General features: G+C 64.6%; 17 protein-coding genes, 1 other RNA gene and 2 riboswitches. Of the genes, 6 read left to right on the top strand and 12 right to left on the bottom strand.

The features are described 5' to 3' along the window. Positions 1-30: 30 nt before the first annotated feature. From K8I04_10545 to K8I04_10595, 11 genes are all read right to left on the bottom strand, one after another. Positions 31-969, bottom strand: a complete 939-nt coding sequence (locus tag K8I04_10545; GenBank protein ID MBZ0072148.1) for a carbohydrate kinase family protein — start codon at positions 967-969, stop codon at positions 31-33. A gap of 292 nt (positions 970-1,261) precedes the next feature. Beyond that, on the bottom strand, positions 1,262-1,624 hold the full coding sequence (locus K8I04_10550; GenBank protein ID MBZ0072149.1) for a diacylglycerol kinase: 363 nt from the start codon (positions 1,622-1,624) through the stop codon (positions 1,262-1,264). Positions 1,625-1,627: 3 nt separating this feature from the next. Beyond that, the gene (gene gcvPB / locus K8I04_10555) at positions 1,628-3,079 is read right to left on the bottom strand and encodes an aminomethyl-transferring glycine dehydrogenase subunit GcvPB (GenBank protein ID MBZ0072150.1); all 1,452 of its coding nucleotides are present in this window, start codon (positions 3,077-3,079) and stop codon (positions 1,628-1,630) included. Positions 3,080-3,213: 134 nt separating this feature from the next. Then, positions 3,214-3,711: a thiol peroxidase gene (gene tpx, locus K8I04_10560; protein MBZ0072151.1), complete on the bottom strand. Its 498-nt coding sequence runs from the start codon at positions 3,709-3,711 to the stop codon at positions 3,214-3,216. 204 nt (positions 3,712-3,915) lie between these two features. Next, positions 3,916-5,316, bottom strand: coding sequence for an aminomethyl-transferring glycine dehydrogenase subunit GcvPA (gcvPA, locus tag K8I04_10565; protein MBZ0072152.1), 1,401 nt, complete (start codon positions 5,314-5,316; stop codon positions 3,916-3,918). 111 nt (positions 5,317-5,427) lie between these two features. Beyond that, positions 5,428-5,820: a glycine cleavage system protein GcvH gene (gene gcvH / locus K8I04_10570; GenBank protein ID MBZ0072153.1), complete on the bottom strand. Its 393-nt coding sequence runs from the start codon at positions 5,818-5,820 to the stop codon at positions 5,428-5,430. Between the two features lie 109 nt (positions 5,821-5,929). Beyond that, positions 5,930-7,030 carry a glycine cleavage system aminomethyltransferase GcvT gene (gene gcvT, locus K8I04_10575; GenBank protein ID MBZ0072154.1) on the bottom strand — a complete coding sequence of 367 codons (1,101 nt, stop codon included), beginning with the start codon at positions 7,028-7,030 and terminating at the stop codon, positions 5,930-5,932. A 139-nt stretch (positions 7,031-7,169) separates the two neighbouring features. Then, positions 7,170-7,283, bottom strand: a riboswitch (glycine riboswitch). Continuing rightward, a riboswitch (glycine riboswitch) is annotated at positions 7,284-7,378 on the bottom strand. Between the two features lie 22 nt (positions 7,379-7,400). After that, entirely contained in the window at positions 7,401-8,669 is a 1,269-nt protein-coding gene (locus tag K8I04_10580; GenBank protein MBZ0072155.1) for a UbiH/UbiF/VisC/COQ6 family ubiquinone biosynthesis hydroxylase, read from the bottom strand. A 262-nt stretch (positions 8,670-8,931) separates the two neighbouring features. Then, positions 8,932-10,155, bottom strand: a complete 1,224-nt coding sequence (gene ubiH / locus K8I04_10585) for a 2-octaprenyl-6-methoxyphenyl hydroxylase (GenBank protein MBZ0072156.1) — start codon at positions 10,153-10,155, stop codon at positions 8,932-8,934. Positions 10,156-10,263: 108 nt separating this feature from the next. Next, the gene (gene pepP / locus K8I04_10590) at positions 10,264-11,568 is read right to left on the bottom strand and encodes a Xaa-Pro aminopeptidase (GenBank protein MBZ0072157.1); all 1,305 of its coding nucleotides are present in this window, start codon (positions 11,566-11,568) and stop codon (positions 10,264-10,266) included. Between the two features lie 91 nt (positions 11,569-11,659). After that, complete coding sequence (locus K8I04_10595) at positions 11,660-12,223, bottom strand: UPF0149 family protein (GenBank protein ID MBZ0072158.1); 564 nt, start codon at positions 12,221-12,223, stop codon at positions 11,660-11,662. 188 nt (positions 12,224-12,411) lie between these two features. On the opposite strand from K8I04_10595, the gene K8I04_10600 reads away from it, so the two are divergent. The 6 genes from K8I04_10600 to K8I04_10625 all read left to right on the top strand — a co-directional run bounded on the left by K8I04_10600 (position 12,412) and on the right by K8I04_10625 (position 15,149). Continuing rightward, positions 12,412-12,645 carry a TIGR02449 family protein gene (locus tag K8I04_10600; GenBank protein MBZ0072159.1) on the top strand — a complete coding sequence of 78 codons (234 nt, stop codon included), beginning with the start codon at positions 12,412-12,414 and terminating at the stop codon, positions 12,643-12,645. After that, on the top strand, positions 12,642-12,956 hold the full coding sequence (locus K8I04_10605; protein MBZ0072160.1) for a cell division protein ZapA: 315 nt from the start codon (positions 12,642-12,644) through the stop codon (positions 12,954-12,956). The genes K8I04_10600 and K8I04_10605 overlap by 4 nt, the downstream gene beginning before the upstream one ends. A 44-nt stretch (positions 12,957-13,000) precedes the next feature. Then, positions 13,001-13,187: non-coding RNA, 6S RNA (gene ssrS / locus K8I04_10610), on the top strand. 39 nt (positions 13,188-13,226) lie between these two features. Then, the gene (locus K8I04_10615) at positions 13,227-13,862 is read left to right on the top strand and encodes a 5-formyltetrahydrofolate cyclo-ligase (GenBank protein MBZ0072161.1); all 636 of its coding nucleotides are present in this window, start codon (positions 13,227-13,229) and stop codon (positions 13,860-13,862) included. A 76-nt stretch (positions 13,863-13,938) separates the two neighbouring features. Continuing rightward, the gene (locus tag K8I04_10620; GenBank protein ID MBZ0072162.1) at positions 13,939-14,397 is read left to right on the top strand and encodes an EVE domain-containing protein; all 459 of its coding nucleotides are present in this window, start codon (positions 13,939-13,941) and stop codon (positions 14,395-14,397) included. A gap of 368 nt (positions 14,398-14,765) precedes the next feature. After that, the gene (locus K8I04_10625) at positions 14,766-15,149 is read left to right on the top strand and encodes a hypothetical protein (protein MBZ0072163.1); all 384 of its coding nucleotides are present in this window, start codon (positions 14,766-14,768) and stop codon (positions 15,147-15,149) included. Positions 15,150-15,238: 89 nt separating this feature from the next. Here K8I04_10625 and ilvA read toward each other — a convergent pair whose 3' ends face one another. Beyond that, positions 15,239-16,759 carry a threonine ammonia-lyase, biosynthetic gene (gene ilvA / locus K8I04_10630; protein ID MBZ0072164.1) on the bottom strand — a complete coding sequence of 507 codons (1,521 nt, stop codon included), beginning with the start codon at positions 16,757-16,759 and terminating at the stop codon, positions 15,239-15,241. Positions 16,760-16,810 lie beyond the last annotated feature (51 nt).

Below are 16,810 nucleotides of genomic sequence, written 5' to 3' on the forward strand. Positions count from 1 at the left end.
TGGCTCGCACGCCGGCCTCCGGCCGGCCGGTCACCACCCCAGCGTGTGGCCGAAGCTCTCGCGATAGCGGTCGGCGAATTCGTCCCGGTCGAAGCGGTGGTTCTGGGTACCGTGCCGCTCGATCTTGAAGGCACCCATGAGCGCCGCGATCCGGCCGGTGACCTCCCAGTCGAAATCGTGCATCAGGCCATACAGCAGGCCGGCGCGATAGGCGTCGCCGCAGCCGGTGGGGTCCAGCAACTCGTGGGCCGGCGCGGCCGGGATGTCGAGGCGCTTGTTGGGCAGATAGATCTCCGAGCCCTTGCCGCCACGGGTGACGATCAGACCGGCGACGCACTCGGCGATCTCGTGCGGCGAGAGACCGGTGCGGTCGCAGATCAACTGTGATTCGTAATCGTTGACGCAGATGTAGGTCGCCTTGTCGATGAAGTCGCGCAACTCCTCGCCACCGAACAACGGCAGGCCCTGGCCCGGATCGAAGATGAAGGGGATGCCGGCCTCGGCGAACTCCGCCGCATGCTCGAGCATGGCGGTGCGGCCATCGGGCGAGACCATGCCGATGCTCACATCGGTGGCGTCCGCGACGTGATTGCGGTGCGCATGATCCATGGCGCCGGGATGGAAGGCGATGATCTGGTTGTCGTCGAGGTCGGTGGTGATGAAGGCCTGGGCCGTGTAGGTGCCTTCGACCACGGTCACGTACCTGCGCGAGATGCCATGCCGGTCCAGCCATTCGGCATAGGGTACGAAATCCGTTCCGACCGTCCCCATCGGCAGCGGCTCGCCACCGAGCAGTTTGAGGTTATAGGCGATGTTGGCCGCGCAGCCACCGAACTCACGGCGCATGTCCGGCACGTGGAAGGCGACATTCAGGATGTGCACCTTGTCGGGCAGGATGTGGTTCTTGAAGCGGTCGCGGAACACCATGATGGTGTCGTAGGCGAAGGAACCACAGATCAGTGCGGACATATCACGTCCCTCCGGGACAGTTGCGAGTGACAAGAGGCAAGAGACAAGAAGACAGACATCGGTTCATGGTGCTGCTTGTATCTTGCGTCTTGGTTCTTGTATGAACCCAAAAACCATATTTGCCACGGAAGCACACGGAACAACACGAAAAGGATTCACTGCGCAAACCCCTGGATCATCACCCTGCGGTTTGGTTTCCGGGCTTTATATGATGAGTCTTTTTCCGTGTTATTCCGTGTGCTTCCGTGGCCAAAAATAGTTATAAGCAAGCACCATCCACCACCTGTATCTCTTATAAAAGCACCAGCACCCAGACTACCACGGTGTTGAGCAGCGCGAGCAGCACGGCGGCGGAGCCGATGTCCTTGGCGCGGCCGGCAAGTTCGTGATGCTCGTCACCGATGCGGTCGACCACGGCCTCGATGGCGGAGTTGAGCAGTTCGATGATCAGTACCAGCACCCAGACCGCGAGCAGCAGCGCGCGCTCCACACCCGTGTCTCCCAACCAGAAGGCGAGCGGCACGATGACCAGGCTCGCGAACACCTCCTGTCGGAACGCGGCCTCGAAGCGGTACGCTGCGCACAGGCCCTTCCAGGAGAACACCAGGGCATTCGATAGGCGTCGCAGACCCGTATTGCCGGCCGGCTTGCCCACGCCTCAGGCCTGCGGCTGCCAGGCGAGATCGAGCTCACGCGCGGCGCGCACGTCGTCCAGCCGGCGTACCGGCTGCGTATGTGGGGCCTCCTTCAGGATCTCCGGTGTGTTGCGGGCCTCTTCCAGAATCCGGGCCATCGCCGCGACGAAGCCATCCAACTCCTCCTTGGTTTCGGTCTCGCTGGGCTCGATGAGCAGGCACTCCGGCACCAGCAGCGGGAAGTACGTCGTCGGCGCATGGTAGCCGAAATCCAATAGCCGCTTGGCGACATCCATGGCGGTAATACCGAGTTCCTTTTCCTGCTTCTTCAAAGTGACGATGAATTCGTGAGTCGCGCGGCGGTTCGGAAAGGCCAGATCGAAGCCGGCGTCGCGCAGTCGCACCAGCAGATAGTTCGCATTCAGCGTGGCGTAGTCGGCGACGCGCTGCATGCCCTCGCGGCCGAGCATGCGCGCATACACATAGGCACGCAGCAGCACGCCGGCATTGCCCATGAAGGCCGACAGCCGGCCAATGGATTGCGGCTTCTCCTGTTCGGTGATCCAGTGGTATTCGTCGCCGTCGAAGCCGACCATCGGCACCGGCAGAAACGGCTCCAGACGTTTGTTCACACCCACGGGGCCGGCCCCCGGGCCACCACCGCCATGCGGTGTCGAAAAAGTCTTGTGCAGGTTCATGTGGATGACGTCGAAGCCCATGTCACCCGGACGCACCTTGCCGAGGATCGCGTTCAGGTTGGCGCCGTCGTAATAGAGCAGACCGCCGGCGCCGTGCACGATCCCGGCGATCTCCTTGATGCGGCGCTCGAACACACCGAGCGTCGAGGGATTGGTGAGCATGATGCCCGCGGTGTGCGGACCGACTGCGCCCTTGAGCGCCTCCAGATCGACGTCACCCTGCCGGTCGGTGGGGATCTCACGCACGCTATAGCCGCACATGGTCGCGGTCGCCGGGTTGGTGCCATGCGCCGCATCCGGGACCAGGATCTCGGTACGGGCCGTGTCGCCACGCGCCGTGTGATAGGCACGGATCATCGCCACACCGGCGAATTCGCCCTGGGCGCCCGCCGCCGGCGTCAGCGACACCGCCTGCATGCCGGTGACCTCCTTCAGCATCTCCTGCAGATCGTACAGGCAGGCCATGAAGCCCTGCCCCGCCGACGCCGGCCCCAGCGGATGCCTGGCCAGGAAGCCCGGCAGCATCGCCAGCGTGTTGCAGGCGCGTGGGTTGTATTTCATGGTGCAGGAGCCGAGCGGATAGAAGTTCGTGTCGATGGAGAAATTCTTCTGCGACAGCCGCGTGTAGTGGCGTACTGCCTGCAGCTCGGAGACCTCCGGCAGAGCGGGCACATCCCCACGCAGCAGGTGCGCGGGGATGTCGCTGCAGTCCGCAGCGGCGGACGGGAACTGGGCGTGGGCGGCACGGCCGGGGCGGGAGTGTTCGAAGATGAGCATGGTTGTCTCTTAAAACAGGCTTTGGCTATTTCGTCATTGCGAGCGAAGCAAAGCAATCTCCAAACTGTAAATCTACTTGGGAGATTGCTTCGCTTCGCTCGCAATGACGATTGAACGAATAAACTTACACCCCGCTAAAGCGCGGCCAGTGCCTTGTCGTAATCCGGCTCCTGCGCGATCTCCGGTACCAGCTCGGTATAGACGACCTTGTCGTTCGCATCCAGCACCACGACGGCGCGGCCGGTGATGCCGGCGAGCGGGCCGTCGGTGATCAGCACGCCATAGTCCTTGGCGAAATTGCGGTTACGCATCATCGACAGCGGGATGACCTTGTCGATGCTCTCACCGGTGCAGAAACGCTCCATGGCGAACGGCAGGTCGGCGGCGATCACCAGCATGACGACATCGTCGCGACCCTTGGCGTGGTCGTTGAACTTCTTGGTCGAGGTGGCGCACACCGGCGTATCGAGGCTGGGCACGATGTTGAGCAGCTTCTTCTTGCCCTTGTAGTCGGCCAGGCTGCGATCGTTCAGTTCCGCGTCGACCAGCGTGAAGGCCGGCGCCTGACTGCCGACCTTCGGCAGCTCGCCGTTGGTGTTGATGGGATTGCCATGCAGTGTGATCTTGGCCATGTTCGGTTACTCCTTGTTTGCGGTCGTCATTGTACCGTTCAAAACACTTCCACCACGAAGGACACAAAGGACACGAAGGGAATCTATTCAAAATAGAATCGTGGATTCCCTCTCCCCTCGCAGGAGAGGGGTCTCGTCTTTTAACCCTCGTTGTGGGTTTCCTTCGTGTCCTTTGTGTCCTTCGTGGTTACTACTCACCCACCGTCATCCCATCTTCGGTTTCACTATGGAGCCCACCGTGGCCTGGTGTTCGATGAGCTGGTGCAGGTGATCGGCGAACCGGTTCAGGTCGGCCTCGGTCTTGGTCTCGGTGGCGCAGACCAGCAGACAGTCACTGAGCTCCGGATAGTCCTGCTCCAGTGTATAACCTGGCAACAGATTGTGCGCCGCCAGCGGGCGTAGCAGGTTCTTCAACGGCACCCGCAGCCGCAGTACACGTTCATGGAAACAGGTCCCCGAGAAGACCGGCTCGACAGCGGGATTGGCGGTGAGCTTCGCCACCAGGGCGCGGGTATTGGCATGGCAGGCCTGCGCGACCCTCTGCAGGCCGGTGCCGCCGACGATGGCCATGTGGATGGTCGCAGCGGTGACCAGCAGACCCTGGTTGGTGCAGATGTTCGAGGTCGCCTTGGAGCGGCGGATGTGTTGCTCGCGCGCCTGCAATGTCAGCGTATAACCAGTGCGGCCGTCGCGGTCGACGGTGCGGCCGACGACGCGCCCGGGCATCTGCCGCACATACTCCTTGCGGCAGCACAGGAAACCGAAGTACGGCCCCCCCGAGGACAGCGGCACACCCAGGGGCTGACCCTCGCCGCAGGCGATGTCGGCGCCCCGCGTGCCCCAGCGACCGGGCGGCTTCAGCAGCGCCATCGCCACCGGATTGACCACCCCGATGACCAGGGCCTGGTTGGCATGCGCCCAGTCGGTGAGCGCGTCGACATCCTCCAGTACACCGAAGAAATTCGGCTGCGGGATCACCAGGGCGGTGATGTCCTCGCCGTTGTAGTGCTCCAACGATGCGGGGAGGATATAGCCGCACTCGGTGCAATAGGGCAGTTCCACCAGCTCGATGCCCTGACTCGACACGATGCTGCGCACCACCCTGCGGTACAACGGATGGACCGTGCTCGGGATCAGGATGCGCCGGCTCTTGGATGAGCGATTGGCGCGCACCGCCATCAGCACCGCCTCGGCCAACGCCGAGGCACCGTCGTACAGCGAGGCGTTGGAGACATCCATCCCCAGCAGCCGCGTCATCATGGTCTGGTATTCGTACAGCAGCTGCAGCGTGCCCTGGCTGGCCTCGGCCTGATAGGGCGTATAGGCGCTGTAGAATTCGCCGCGCGTGGTGATCTCCCACACTGCTGCCGGAATGTGGTGTTCGTAGGCGCCGGCGCCGATGAAGCACAGCGGCGTGCCGTCACGCGCGGCGTGCCCGTGCATCACCCGCGCGATGTCCTGCTCGATCAGCGCCTCGGGAAGAGCCGCCAGCCCGCGGGTACGCAGCGCGGCCGGGATCTCGTCGAACAGCGTCTCGATGTCCGGCGCGCCGATGGCGGCGAGCATCTCGCGGACGTCCTCTTCGGTGTGGGGGATGAACGGCATAAACGATCCTGCAAAAATCGAACGCGTGGGATGCGGCGGTGCAGCGGTGCAGCGCGGCTCTCGGTTTGGTGCGTCAGGCTGCGCCTCGACGCACCCTGCGATAGTCGGTCCTCACTGCTCTTCGGAGGCCAGGAAGGCCGTATAGGCAGCAGCATCCATGAGGCCGGCCGGATTGTCGTCGCTGAGCTTCAGCTTCAGCAGCCAGCCACTGCCGTAGGGGTCCTGGTTTACCGCTTCGGGGGCATCGGCCAGGCTCGCATTACCCTCGAGCACCTCGCCGGCGAGCGGCGCGTACACATCCGAGGCCGCCTTCACCGACTCGACCACGGCGCAGGCCTCGCCGGCGGCAAGACTGCGCCCGGTATCCGGCACCTCGACGTAGACCATGTCGCCCAGCTGATCCTGGGCGTGGTCGGTGATGCCGATGACCGCGGTACCGTCGGTGTTCAGCCGCAGCCACTCGTGGCTGCGGGTGTATTTAAGATCCGCCGGGATGTTGCTCATACTGTGTTCCTCTCAATACCGAATGTCGAAACCTCATCCGCAGGCTGCGTCGGCACAGCGACGCACCGCGGCTTCCGAGCCGGTGCGTCAGGCTGCGCCGCGACGCACCCTACAGGGATACCATTATCTCGCCGCGGCGTACGAACGGCAGCTTGACGATGCGCGCCGGCTCCAGGCGACCGCGGATCTCGACCTCGCAGCGCTCTCCGGTTGCCGCCGCGGGGATGCGTGCCCGTGCGATCGAACGCCCCAGCGTGGGTGAAAAGCTGCCGCTGGTGATCTCGCCCGCGCCCGCTGCGGTCATCACCGTCTGGTGATTGCGCAACACGCCCTTGCCCTCCAGCACCAGTGCCACCAGCTTCGCCGGCACGCCCGCGGCACGCTGCTTCTCCAGCGCGGCGCGACCGATGAAATCACGGTCCGGCGGCTCCCAACCGACCGTCCAGCCCAGCCCGGATTCGAGCGGCGTGGTGGCCTCACTCATATCGGAGCCGTAGAGGTTCATGCCGGCCTCCAGGCGCAGCGTATCGCGCGCACCCAGGCCGATGGGGCGCACGCCACGCTCGGCCAGCCGGTCCCAGAGTTGTACGGCGTCGGCGACTGGCAGGATGATCTCGAAACCATCCTCGCCGGTGTAGCCGGTGCGGCTCACGAACCACTCGCCGTTCTCCGCCTCCAGCACGGCGAAGAACGGCTCCAGCAGCGCCGCGGTCGTGCGCAGATTCGTTTCCAGCAGATCCAGCACAAGACCGCGGGCAGTCGGCCCCTGCACGGCGATCATGGCCAACTCCGGGCGCGGGCGCACGTCCACGTCGAAGGGCCTGGCCTGCTGTCGGAGCCAGGCCAGGTCCTTGTCACGGGTGCCGGCGTTGGCCACCAGGCGGAAAAAGTCCTCGCGCACGAAGTACACGATGACATCGTCGATGACGCCACCCTGCTCGTCGAGCATGCAGCTGTACAGCGCCTTGCCAGGCGCCTGCACACGGTCGATGTTATTGGCGAGCAGCTTGCGGAGAAAGGCGCGGGCACGGTCCCCGGTCAGATCCACCACGGTCATGTGCGAGACATCGAACATGCCGGCAGCACGGCGAACGGCGTGGTGCTCCTCGATCTGGGAACCGTAATGGATGGGCATCTCCCAGCCGGCAAAATCGATGATCTTGCCGCCCATGCGGACATGCCGGTCGTACAGCGGGGTGCGTTGGCCCATGGTGCTGACTCTCCAAAGCGTCGCTCTGCGGACGGTGTCGGTAACGACAACGGTGACGAACATCGGGTCGGAGTTGCCTGCAGGCACTGCGGCTGCGGCGTAGCAGCGCACGTGACCCGTTCGATCCCGACCTGGATGTCCTCGCCCCTCTGTCCACAGACCTGAGAGTATTGACGCCGGCTGGCTGCAACCGCCACCGGCGTACTGGCCCCTTCGGTGGACCAGCGCAAGGCCGGCCGCTCTCCAGAGTCAACGTACCGCCGTGGTCCTTTTGCCTGAGCGTTTCCGGGCGAGTTGCGCCTTCGGCGTCCCGGAATGACGATCCGGGCCCTCTCCCACGACAGCCTGCGTTGAGGGTGCCGACTATACCTCAGGTGTCGGGGGCTGGGCTAGGCGGGGGTCGGGATTCGGGATTCGGGATTCGGGATTCGGCCATCCCAGGCAGATCGCCCGCCAGCCCCATGGCATGCCGGGCCAGTACGCGCTTGATAGGGCCGAGACGGTCGACCAGACCGAGGCCGGCGTTGCGCAGCCGCCGCGCGGGCAGGGCCGGCGTACCGAACAGGTCGTTGAAGCCATCCATGGCCCGCTGCATGGCGCGGTTATCGCCGTGGCGCCAGCGCTCGTAGCGACGCAGATTGGCGACGCGCCCGACATCGCGGCCGGCGGCCTGTGCGGCGAGCACCACCTCGGCAAGCGTCGCGGCATCCAGCAGCCCCAGATTGACCCCTTGCCCGGCCAGCGGGTGGATCACATGCGCGGCATCGCCGACCAGGGCCAGACGTGGCGCGACATACTGTTTCGCGTGCAGCCGCCGCAGCGGGAAACGCGCCCGCTCCTCCACCGCGGTGACGCGGCCCAGACGTCGGCCGAAGGCCTCGGTCAGGCGTTCGAGGAAGGTGTCGGGATCCAGCGCGCATAATTCCGCCGCCTGCTGCGGCGTGGTCGACCAGACGATGGAACTGCGCCCGTCGCGCAGCGGCAGGAAGGCCAGCGGTCCGGTGGGCAGAAAGCGCTGCCAGGCGGTCTCCTGGTGCGGCAGTTCGGTGGCCACCACGCCGACCACGGCCTCCTGGTCGTAGTCGCGGGTCTCGATGGCGATACCGGCCATGCCACGCACCCGCGAGGCCGCGCCGTCGGCACCGACCAGCAGCCGGGTGCGCAACACCCGGCCATCGGCGAGCGTCAGGCGCATGGTATCGCCGTCCGTCTCGAAGGCGCCGAGTTCGGCCGGACACAGGTACTCCAGCGTCGGCAGCGTCTCCATGCGTGCGTTCAGCGCCGCCTGGATCACACGCTGCTCGACGATATAGCCCAAGGTGGGCTCGCCCAGCTCGGCGCTGTCGAAATGGATCGACCCGGCGCCGCCCGCGTCCCAGACGCGCATATCGCGGAACGGGCTGACACCACCGCGTTCGATGTCTGCCCAGCAGCCGATGGCGCGGAAGATGCGCTCCGAGGCACGGGTGATGGCGAACACGCGCAGGTCGACCGACCCGGCCTCCCACGCCCGTACCGGCTCACGGGCCTCGATCACCGCCACCCGCAGACCGGCCTGCGCCAGCGCGCACGCCAGCGCCCCACCGACGCTGCTGCCGCCGACGACGGCGATGTCGTAGCTCGTGCCGGTTTCTGTCATCGGTCTTCCCTCGATTCAAATCAAATTTAACCGCAAAGGACGCGAAGGCGCGCAAAGGAAAATCATCAATATGCGAAAAAACTTATTTCAGCCACGGAACCACACGGAAATACACGGAATACAAAACCCGCCACGTACCCACCTTCCGTGTAGTTCCGTGTGGTTCCGTGGCCAATGTGGTTTTTGGCTTCCTTAGCAGGATTTCCTTTGCGCGCCTTCGCGTCCTTTGCGGTAAAAATGTCTTTGCATGTCGTTGCCGGAGTCACAACCCGATCCCGCGGGCGAGCTTCGGCAGTCTGCCCATCTGACCCATGGTCAGACGCGCGAACGCGCGTTTGGCCGGGGGGCAGAGGTCCAGTGCCAGGAGGCCGAGATCGCGCGCCCAGGCCACCGGCGGCAGCGGGTTGGTGAACAGGCGCGCCAGACCATCGGTGAAGACGATGATGCGGCGGTGATCGCCTTCGCGCCAGTCGGCGTAACGGCCGAGTACCGCGGCCGCACCGGGATCGCGGCCCTCGCGGTGCGCCTGCAGCAGCACCTCCGCGAGCGCGGCGACGTCGCGCAGACCGAGGTTGAAACCCTGGCCGGCGATGGGATGCAGGGTGTGTGCCGCATTCCCGATCAGGGCCAGGCGCGGACGCACTGACTCACGCGCACGCACCAGCCGCAGCGGATAGGTGCTGCGCCGGCCGACGCGTGTCAGGCGGCCGAGGCGCCGCCCGAAGCGTTCCTGCAGCCGCGCCAGGAAGGCCGCATCGTCCAGCGCCATGACGGCATCGACCTGATCGTCGCGCAGCGTCCACACCAGCCCGCAGCGACCCTCGCTCATCGGCAGCAGCGCCAGCGGCCCGCTGTCGGTGAAACGCTCGTAGGCGACGTGTCCGTGCGGACGCTCGGAGGTGACGTTGGCGATGACCGCCGTCTGGCCGTACTCCCAGATCGTGGTGGGGACGTCCAGCAGGTCACGCAGCAGCGATTGCGCACCGTCGGCGGCGATCAGCAAACGCGTACTGAGGACGCAGGTACCCGTCCCGGCGGCGACGCGTACCTGTGCCGCGTCGGCCGCGAAGTCCACGCCGGTCACCCGCGCCGGTGAGATCAGTTCGACAGCATCGAGTTCGGCGAGGCGCGCGCCCAGCACCGTGCCCAGGTCGCGCCCGGGCACCACGTAACCCAGCGCCTCCACGCCCGCATCGGCGCGGTCCAGACGCGCAAAACCGAAGCGGCCACGGTCGGAGACATGGATGCGGTGGATGGGCGTGGCCCGCCCGGCGAGCGCCGGCCACAGACCCATGGCCGCGAAGATGCGCTGCGTGCCCGCTGCGAGCGCGATGACACGATCATCGTAACCCGGCTGTCCGGGATCACCATAGGCCACGGCCTCGACCAGACCGATCCGCAGACCCTGCCCGGAGAGCGCACAAGCCAGACTCGCTCCGACCAGGCCGCCGCCGCTGATGAGGATGTCGTAGTGGGTATGCGTCATAGTGCCTCTGTAGGAGTCACAAGAGACAAGATACAAGATACAAGCGGCAAGTCGAAAACAGCCTTCAGCCGATACTTGTATCTTGTATCTTGCATCTTGTATCTATCCTCACCCCGCCATCAGTGCCTCGATCTCCTCGACCGTCTTGGGCACATCGCTGGTGATCACCTCGCAGCCGGCCTTGGTGACGACGACGTCGTCTTCGATGCGAATGCCGATGTTCCACCATTTCTTGGCCACGCCCTTGCTGCCTTCGGGGATGTACAGGCCGGGCTCGACGGTCAGGACCATGCCGGGTTCGAGCACGCGCCACTCATCGCCGACCTTGTAGTCACCGACGTCGTGCACGTCCATACCCAGCCAGTGGCCGGTGCGGTGCATGTAGAAGCGCCGGTAGGCCTGTTCTTTGATGAGTGCGCTCACCCGGCCCTTGAGGAGCCCGAGCTCGACCAGCCCCTTGGTCAGCACCTTGACGGCGGCATCGTGCGGATCGTTCCAGTGCTTACCCGGTCGGACCGTGGCGATGGCGGCGGACTGCGCCGCCAGCACCAGGTCATAGAGCGCGCGCTGCGGCTTGCTGAAACGGCCGTTGACCGGGAAGGTGCGGGTGATGTCCGACGCATAGCAGTCATATTCGGCACCCGCATCGATCAGCAGCAGATCGCCATCGTTGAGCAGCATATCGTTTTCGGTGTAGTGCAGGATGCAGCCGTTGGCGCCACCGCCGACGATGGGCGAATAGGCGTGCTGGCAGTTGTGGCGGCGGAATGCGTGGATGAACTCGGCCTCGATCTCGTATTCCCACATGCCCGGCCGGCAGACCTGCATGGCGCGCCGGTGCGCGGCGGCGGCGACCCGGGCGGCGTATTTCATGGTCTTGATCTCGGCCGCGCTCTTGTAGAGGCGCATATCGTGCAGCAGGTGCTCCAGCGACACGAACTCGCCCGGCGAACGCTGCCCCGAACGTGCGCCCTCGCGGATGCGGTTCAGCCACCCGATCACATGGCTGTCGAAATCGGGATGTACGCCCATGGTGTAGAAGACACGCTCGCGCCCTTCGATCAGACCAGGCAGGATGTCGTCGATGTCGCTGCTGGGAAAGGCATCGTCGGCACCATAGCGCGCGCAGGCACCCTCGGGGCCGGCGCGGCGCCCGGTCCAGGTCTCGCGCTCGGGGTCGCGGTCGCGTACGAACAGAATGGTCTCGCCATGCTTCCGGCCAGGCACGAGCACCAGCACCGCCTCCGGTTCCGGGAAACCGGTCAGGTAATAGAAGTCACTGTCGGGCCGGAACGGGTATTCGGCGTCGCGGTTGCGGATCTTCTCCAGTGCCGTCGGCAGGATGGCGATGGAATCATGCCCCATCATCCGCATCAGTTGTTTGCGGCGGCGGGCGAACTCGGTGTTCTTCATGGGACTCCGGTCGAGGCAATCGGCGTGCGGAGAAGGATATCGCGGCCCGGGTTTTTTTTCGCTCCCGGCCGGAAGACCTCATGACCCTGTATCACTGCAGCCGCGGCGTGCCCTTGCCGGGCTGGAGTTCGTCGTTGATGAGCAGGACGCCGATGCGCACGTATTCGACGATCTGGGCGAGGGCATTCTCGTCCTCTTCATCGCCGACCTCAGCGTCGAAGCCGGCACGGGAGATCTCGGTGAAATCGCGTATCAGTTCGCTGACGTCGTCGGGGACGGGCGTGTCCCGGGTGATCCCGCCGGCAGCGAGACCGAGCAGAAAGCCCTGGCACCATTCGCTTAGGGCGGCGGTGCGTTCGGCGAGCGGCTGACTGTCGGCGGGCAGGAGCAGATCCATGCCCAGTACGGGGTCATTCAGGGCGGGCACGGTCCAGTCGGCCAGTGCCTGGACGGCGGCGCGCCCCTGCTGCACCACCGCCTGCTGCGGGTCGGTATCCTCGAAGACCTGGGCCAGCCACAGGCCCTCGTCCACGCGCCCAATGGCACACCACAGGCCGCACAACAGGCCATGAACCTCGGCCGCACCCGCCGCCGCATCGGCGCGGGCAAGCGCCTGGTCGAGTCCGAGAAAATCAGGGTGACGAGGCGGCGGCATGGCTGGCTTCCCGGCTGGCTTCTGGATGCGGTGTCCCGACCCGCATCGGGGCTTATATATGGATAGTCGCGTGCGGGAATCCGTGCGGCGCGACGAACCGCAGGGATGCGCACGTCGCGATTATGCCACAGGCCCCCGCACGGGGGCGGGAGATTGACCGGTCCCGCACCCCGCACTATAGTGGCCGCATGGCGAAAACGAGCCCACAACAAGCGATAGATCAGGATCTTAAACGCCTGGAATATCGCCTCGAGGAACTCATCCGCAGCGTCGAGCGGTTGAAGGAGGAGAACCGTTCGTTGCGGGTGCAGCAGGATACCATGACCATCGAGCGCGCCCAGCTCATCGAACGCACCGAACTGGCCCGCTCCCGCGTCGAGGCCATGATCGGCCGTCTCAAGGCGATGGAGCACAGTGCATGAGTAATGCATCGAAACCGGTGTCGGTGCATATCCTGGATAAGGAATTCCGGGTCACCTGTCCGGAGGGCGAGCGCGATGATCTCCTGGCGTCCGCCGAACTGCTCAATTCCAAGATGCGCGAGATCCGTGATTCCGGCAAGGTCGTCGGCCTGGACCGGATCGCCGTTATCGCCGCACTCAACATGGCCAACGAACTGCTCGAACTGCGCTCCCGCAAGCAGGACATTCAGCAGTCGGTCGGCGCCCGCATCCGCTCCCTGCAGGAGAAGATCGAGCTGGCGCTCAACAAGGGCAACCAGCTCGAACTGTAAAGTGCCCGCCCACGGGACACTCTGGGGTATACTCCCTCCCGAGGCATTCCCTGCCCTGCATGTTAGTGGCTTGCTACATTCTTGAGCCTACATTCATCGACCCCGGGGGCTTGGCTTGCGGCGTCGGTGTGCATGCCCGCCTTGCAGCGGTAAGCCTGAAGATGCCGCCATCGCTCCCACATGGACCCAGGGTTCAAGGTCGAGGGCCGCGACGGCAGGTGCGGGGGATGCCTCACCTCTTTTTCCCGATCCGCCACCCTGTACGATGCCATGACCCGGTCATCCGACGATCCGGCAGCGGCTGACCGCCGCGCCCTGCGCGCCGCGATACGCCGTACCCGCCGCGCACTCCCACCGGCGGAGCAGGCCCGGCACGCCGATCTTTGCACCCACCTGTTGATCGGCCTGAGCGTCTTTCGCAACGCGCGACGCATCGCCGTCTATCTGCCCGCCGACGGTGAGATCGACACCGCGCCACTCATCGCCCGGGCGCGCGCGCTGGGCAAGATGCTCTATCTTCCCGTCCTGCTCCCGCACGGCGCCGGCCGCCTGTGGTTCGCGCGTTACGCCGCCGACGAGGCGCTCGTCGATAACCGGTTCGGCATCCCCGAACCCGCGCATGCCGTCCACACCCGCATCTCACCCCTGGCCCTCGATCTGGTGCTGACGCCGCTGGTCGCCTTCGATCCGCAGGGCCATCGCCTCGGCATGGGCGGCGGCTTCTACGACCGCAGCTTCGCCTATCTGCTGCGCCACACACACTGGCGGCGGCCGCGCCTCATCGGCCTGGCCCACGACTTCCAGTGCCGACCTCAGCTGCCGCACCAGCCCTGGGATGTACCGCTACACGCCGTCGTCACGGAGAAGAGGGTGTACGCCTGCGCACAGCAATCCCGTCACGATTGACACCCGCCGCGACAGCGCCACACTGTCCCCCGAATCCCGAATCCCAAATCCTGAATCCTGAAAGGGAGCCACCCTCATGAACTATTGGCTGATGAAATCCGAGCCCGATGTCTTCGGCATCGACCATCTGCGTAAGCGCCCCAAGCAGACCGAACACTGGGATGGGGTGCGCAATTACCAGGCCCGCAACATGATGCGTGACCAGATGCAGCCGGGGGACCTGGCCTTCTTCTACCACTCCAACTGCGCCACGCCCGCCATCGTCGGCATCATGAAAATCGTCCGCGGCGGTTATCCGGACCACACGGCACAGAACCCCGAGAGCGCGTACTACGACCCGAAGAGCACGGTGGACAACCCGCGCTGGTACATGGTCGACGTCGCCTTCGAGCGTAAGCTTTCGCGCGCCATCACCCTTGCCGAGCTGAAAAACCACCCCGAGCTGGCCGAGCTGGTGTTGGTGCGGCGCGGTAACCGTCTATCCATCATGCCCGTCACCAAGGCACAGTGGGACTTCATTCTGAGCCTGGAATAAAGGTATTTTCGCGCCATCCCCGGATGTACCCGCTGTGTGCCCCCAGCTATCTGGTGTGCGCGGACTGTAAGCGGTTCCTTACACCACAGACCCGGCGCACGCAGCGGCCAGCGCTCATGCAGACATGGTTTGCCCGTGTGTTCGCGTAGCATGCGATGCCATCCGTATCCGGCACACGAGATCACACCTCGCACTGCAGATACGCAGCAGTGGACTGCATACTGCAAGACGAGCCACTGATGACATTCAACTGCGGCTCGTTCCTTTACAGCTTGTCGACAAAAACTTCAACAAAAAAAACTGGCAATTTGGTTCGACCTGTTTATACTCAGCTGCGGACCCCTGTTAACAACTTGGAGGAATACCAGATGGCCACTCGTAAGAAAGCCGCTTCCAAGAAAAAAACGACCGCTAAAAAGAAGGTCGTCGCAAAGAGGAAGATCGCTACCAAGAAGAAGGTAGCTGCACGGAAGAAGGTCGCAACCAGAAAGAAGGTTGCTAAGAAAAAGGTTGCCAAGAAACGCGTAGCCAAGAAGAAGGTCGCGAAGAAAAAAGTCGCGAAGAAAAAGGCTGCAAAGAAAAAGGCCGCCAAGAAGAAGGTTGCCAAGAAGCGCGTAGTGAAGAAGAAGGCGGGCAAGAAGAAGGCCGCCAAGAAGAAAGTCGCGAAGAAGAAAGTTGCCAAGAAAAAGGTCGCGAAGAAGAAGACCAGCAAGAAGCGCGTAGCCAGGAAGAAGACGGCGGCGATGACCTGAGTCGCCCCGGCCTCCAGGCCGCAATAAGGCCCGCTCCGGCGGGCCTTTTTTTTGCCTATTTCTGGCCTGAAAACCGGGAGTTACCGGCGTCAGCCCTCGCCCAGGAACAGGTCGTAGACGGGGTTGTCGGTCTCGTCCCAATAGGGATAGCCGGTGCCATCGAGGAACTCCCGGAAGAGCTTGCGATCGGTGGCCGGGACCTGGATGCCGACCAGCACGCGGCCGTAGTCGGCGCCGTGATTGCGGTAGTGGAACAGGCTGATGTTCCAACGCTCGCCGATGGCGGTCAGGAACTGCAGCAGCGCGCCGGGCCGCTCGGGGAATTCGAAGCGAAAGAGGATCTCGCTGTCAACCGCCGGCGCGTGCCCGCCCACCATGTGGCGGATATGCAGCTTGGCGACCTCGTTCTCCGTCATGTCGATGACCGGGTACCCCTCCTGACGCAGTTGCACGATCAATGCCTCGCGTTCGACATCGCCCTCGGTCAGCTCCACACCGGCGTACACATGTGCCCGACTGGTGTCGGCGTAGCGGTAGTTGAACTCGGTGATGGCCCGTTGCCCGAGGGTCTTGCAGAAGCGCCGGAAGCTACCCGGCTGTTCAGGGATAGTGACGGCCAGCAGGGCCTCGCGCCGCTCGCCGAGATCGGCGCGCTCGGCGACATGCCGCAGCCGGTCGAAATTCATGTTGGCACCGCTGTTGATGGCGATCAGGTCGCGGTCACGTACACCATCGCGCTCGACATAACGTTTCAACCCGGCCACCGCCAGGGCGCCGGCCGGTTCGACGATGGCGCGGGTGTCATCAAAGATGTCCTTGATGGCTGCACAGATCTCGTCGGTGCTGACCAGGATCACCTCGTCCACGTAACGCCGCGCCAGCTTGAAGGGCTCTGCGCCCACCTGCCGCACGGCGACACCGTCGGCAAAGATACCGACCTGCTTGAGCGTCAATCGCCGCCGTGCCGCCAGCGCCTGCTGCAGGCTGGGCGCATCGTCGGGCTCCACACCGATCATCTTGATCCCCGGTCTCAGCGCCTTCACATAAGCCGCCATACCGGCGATCAGTCCGCCGCCGCCGACCGGCACGAAGATGGCGTGTGGATGGCCGGTATGCTGGCGCAGAAGCTCCATGGCCACGGTGCCCTGGCCGGCGATCACCTCCGGGTCGTCGAAGGGATGGATGAAGACCATACCCTTGTCGGCGGCGATCTCCAGGGCGTGCGCACAGGCCTCATCGTAGTTGTCCCCGTGCAGGACGGCGCGGGCACCGTAACCGCGCACGGCCGCCACCTTGATCTGCGGCGTAGTGCGCGGCATGACGATCAGCGCCTTGATACCGCGGTGCCGGGCCGCCAGCGCCACGCCCTGGGCGTGGTTGCCGGCGGAGGCCGCGATCACACCGCGCGCACAGTCCTCGGTGGAGAGATTGGCGATCTTGTTGTAGGCACCGCGCAGCTTGAAGGAGAACACCGGCTGCAGGTCCTCGCGCTTCATCCACACGGGATTGCCGAGACGTTGGCTGAGACGCGGTGCCAGGTCGAGTGGGGTTTCGCGTGCAACCTCGTAGACGCGCGCGTTGAGGATCATCTTCAGATAGCGTTCAAGCATGGGGGGATGATAAAGGGGCCGGGGGCTGGTGGAAAGGATTCGGGATTCGGG

The sequence above is a fragment of the Gammaproteobacteria bacterium genome (assembly GCA_019911805.1).
In the GTDB taxonomy this organism is placed as follows: Bacteria; Pseudomonadota; Gammaproteobacteria; order Thiohalobacterales; family Thiohalobacteraceae; genus JAHJQQ01.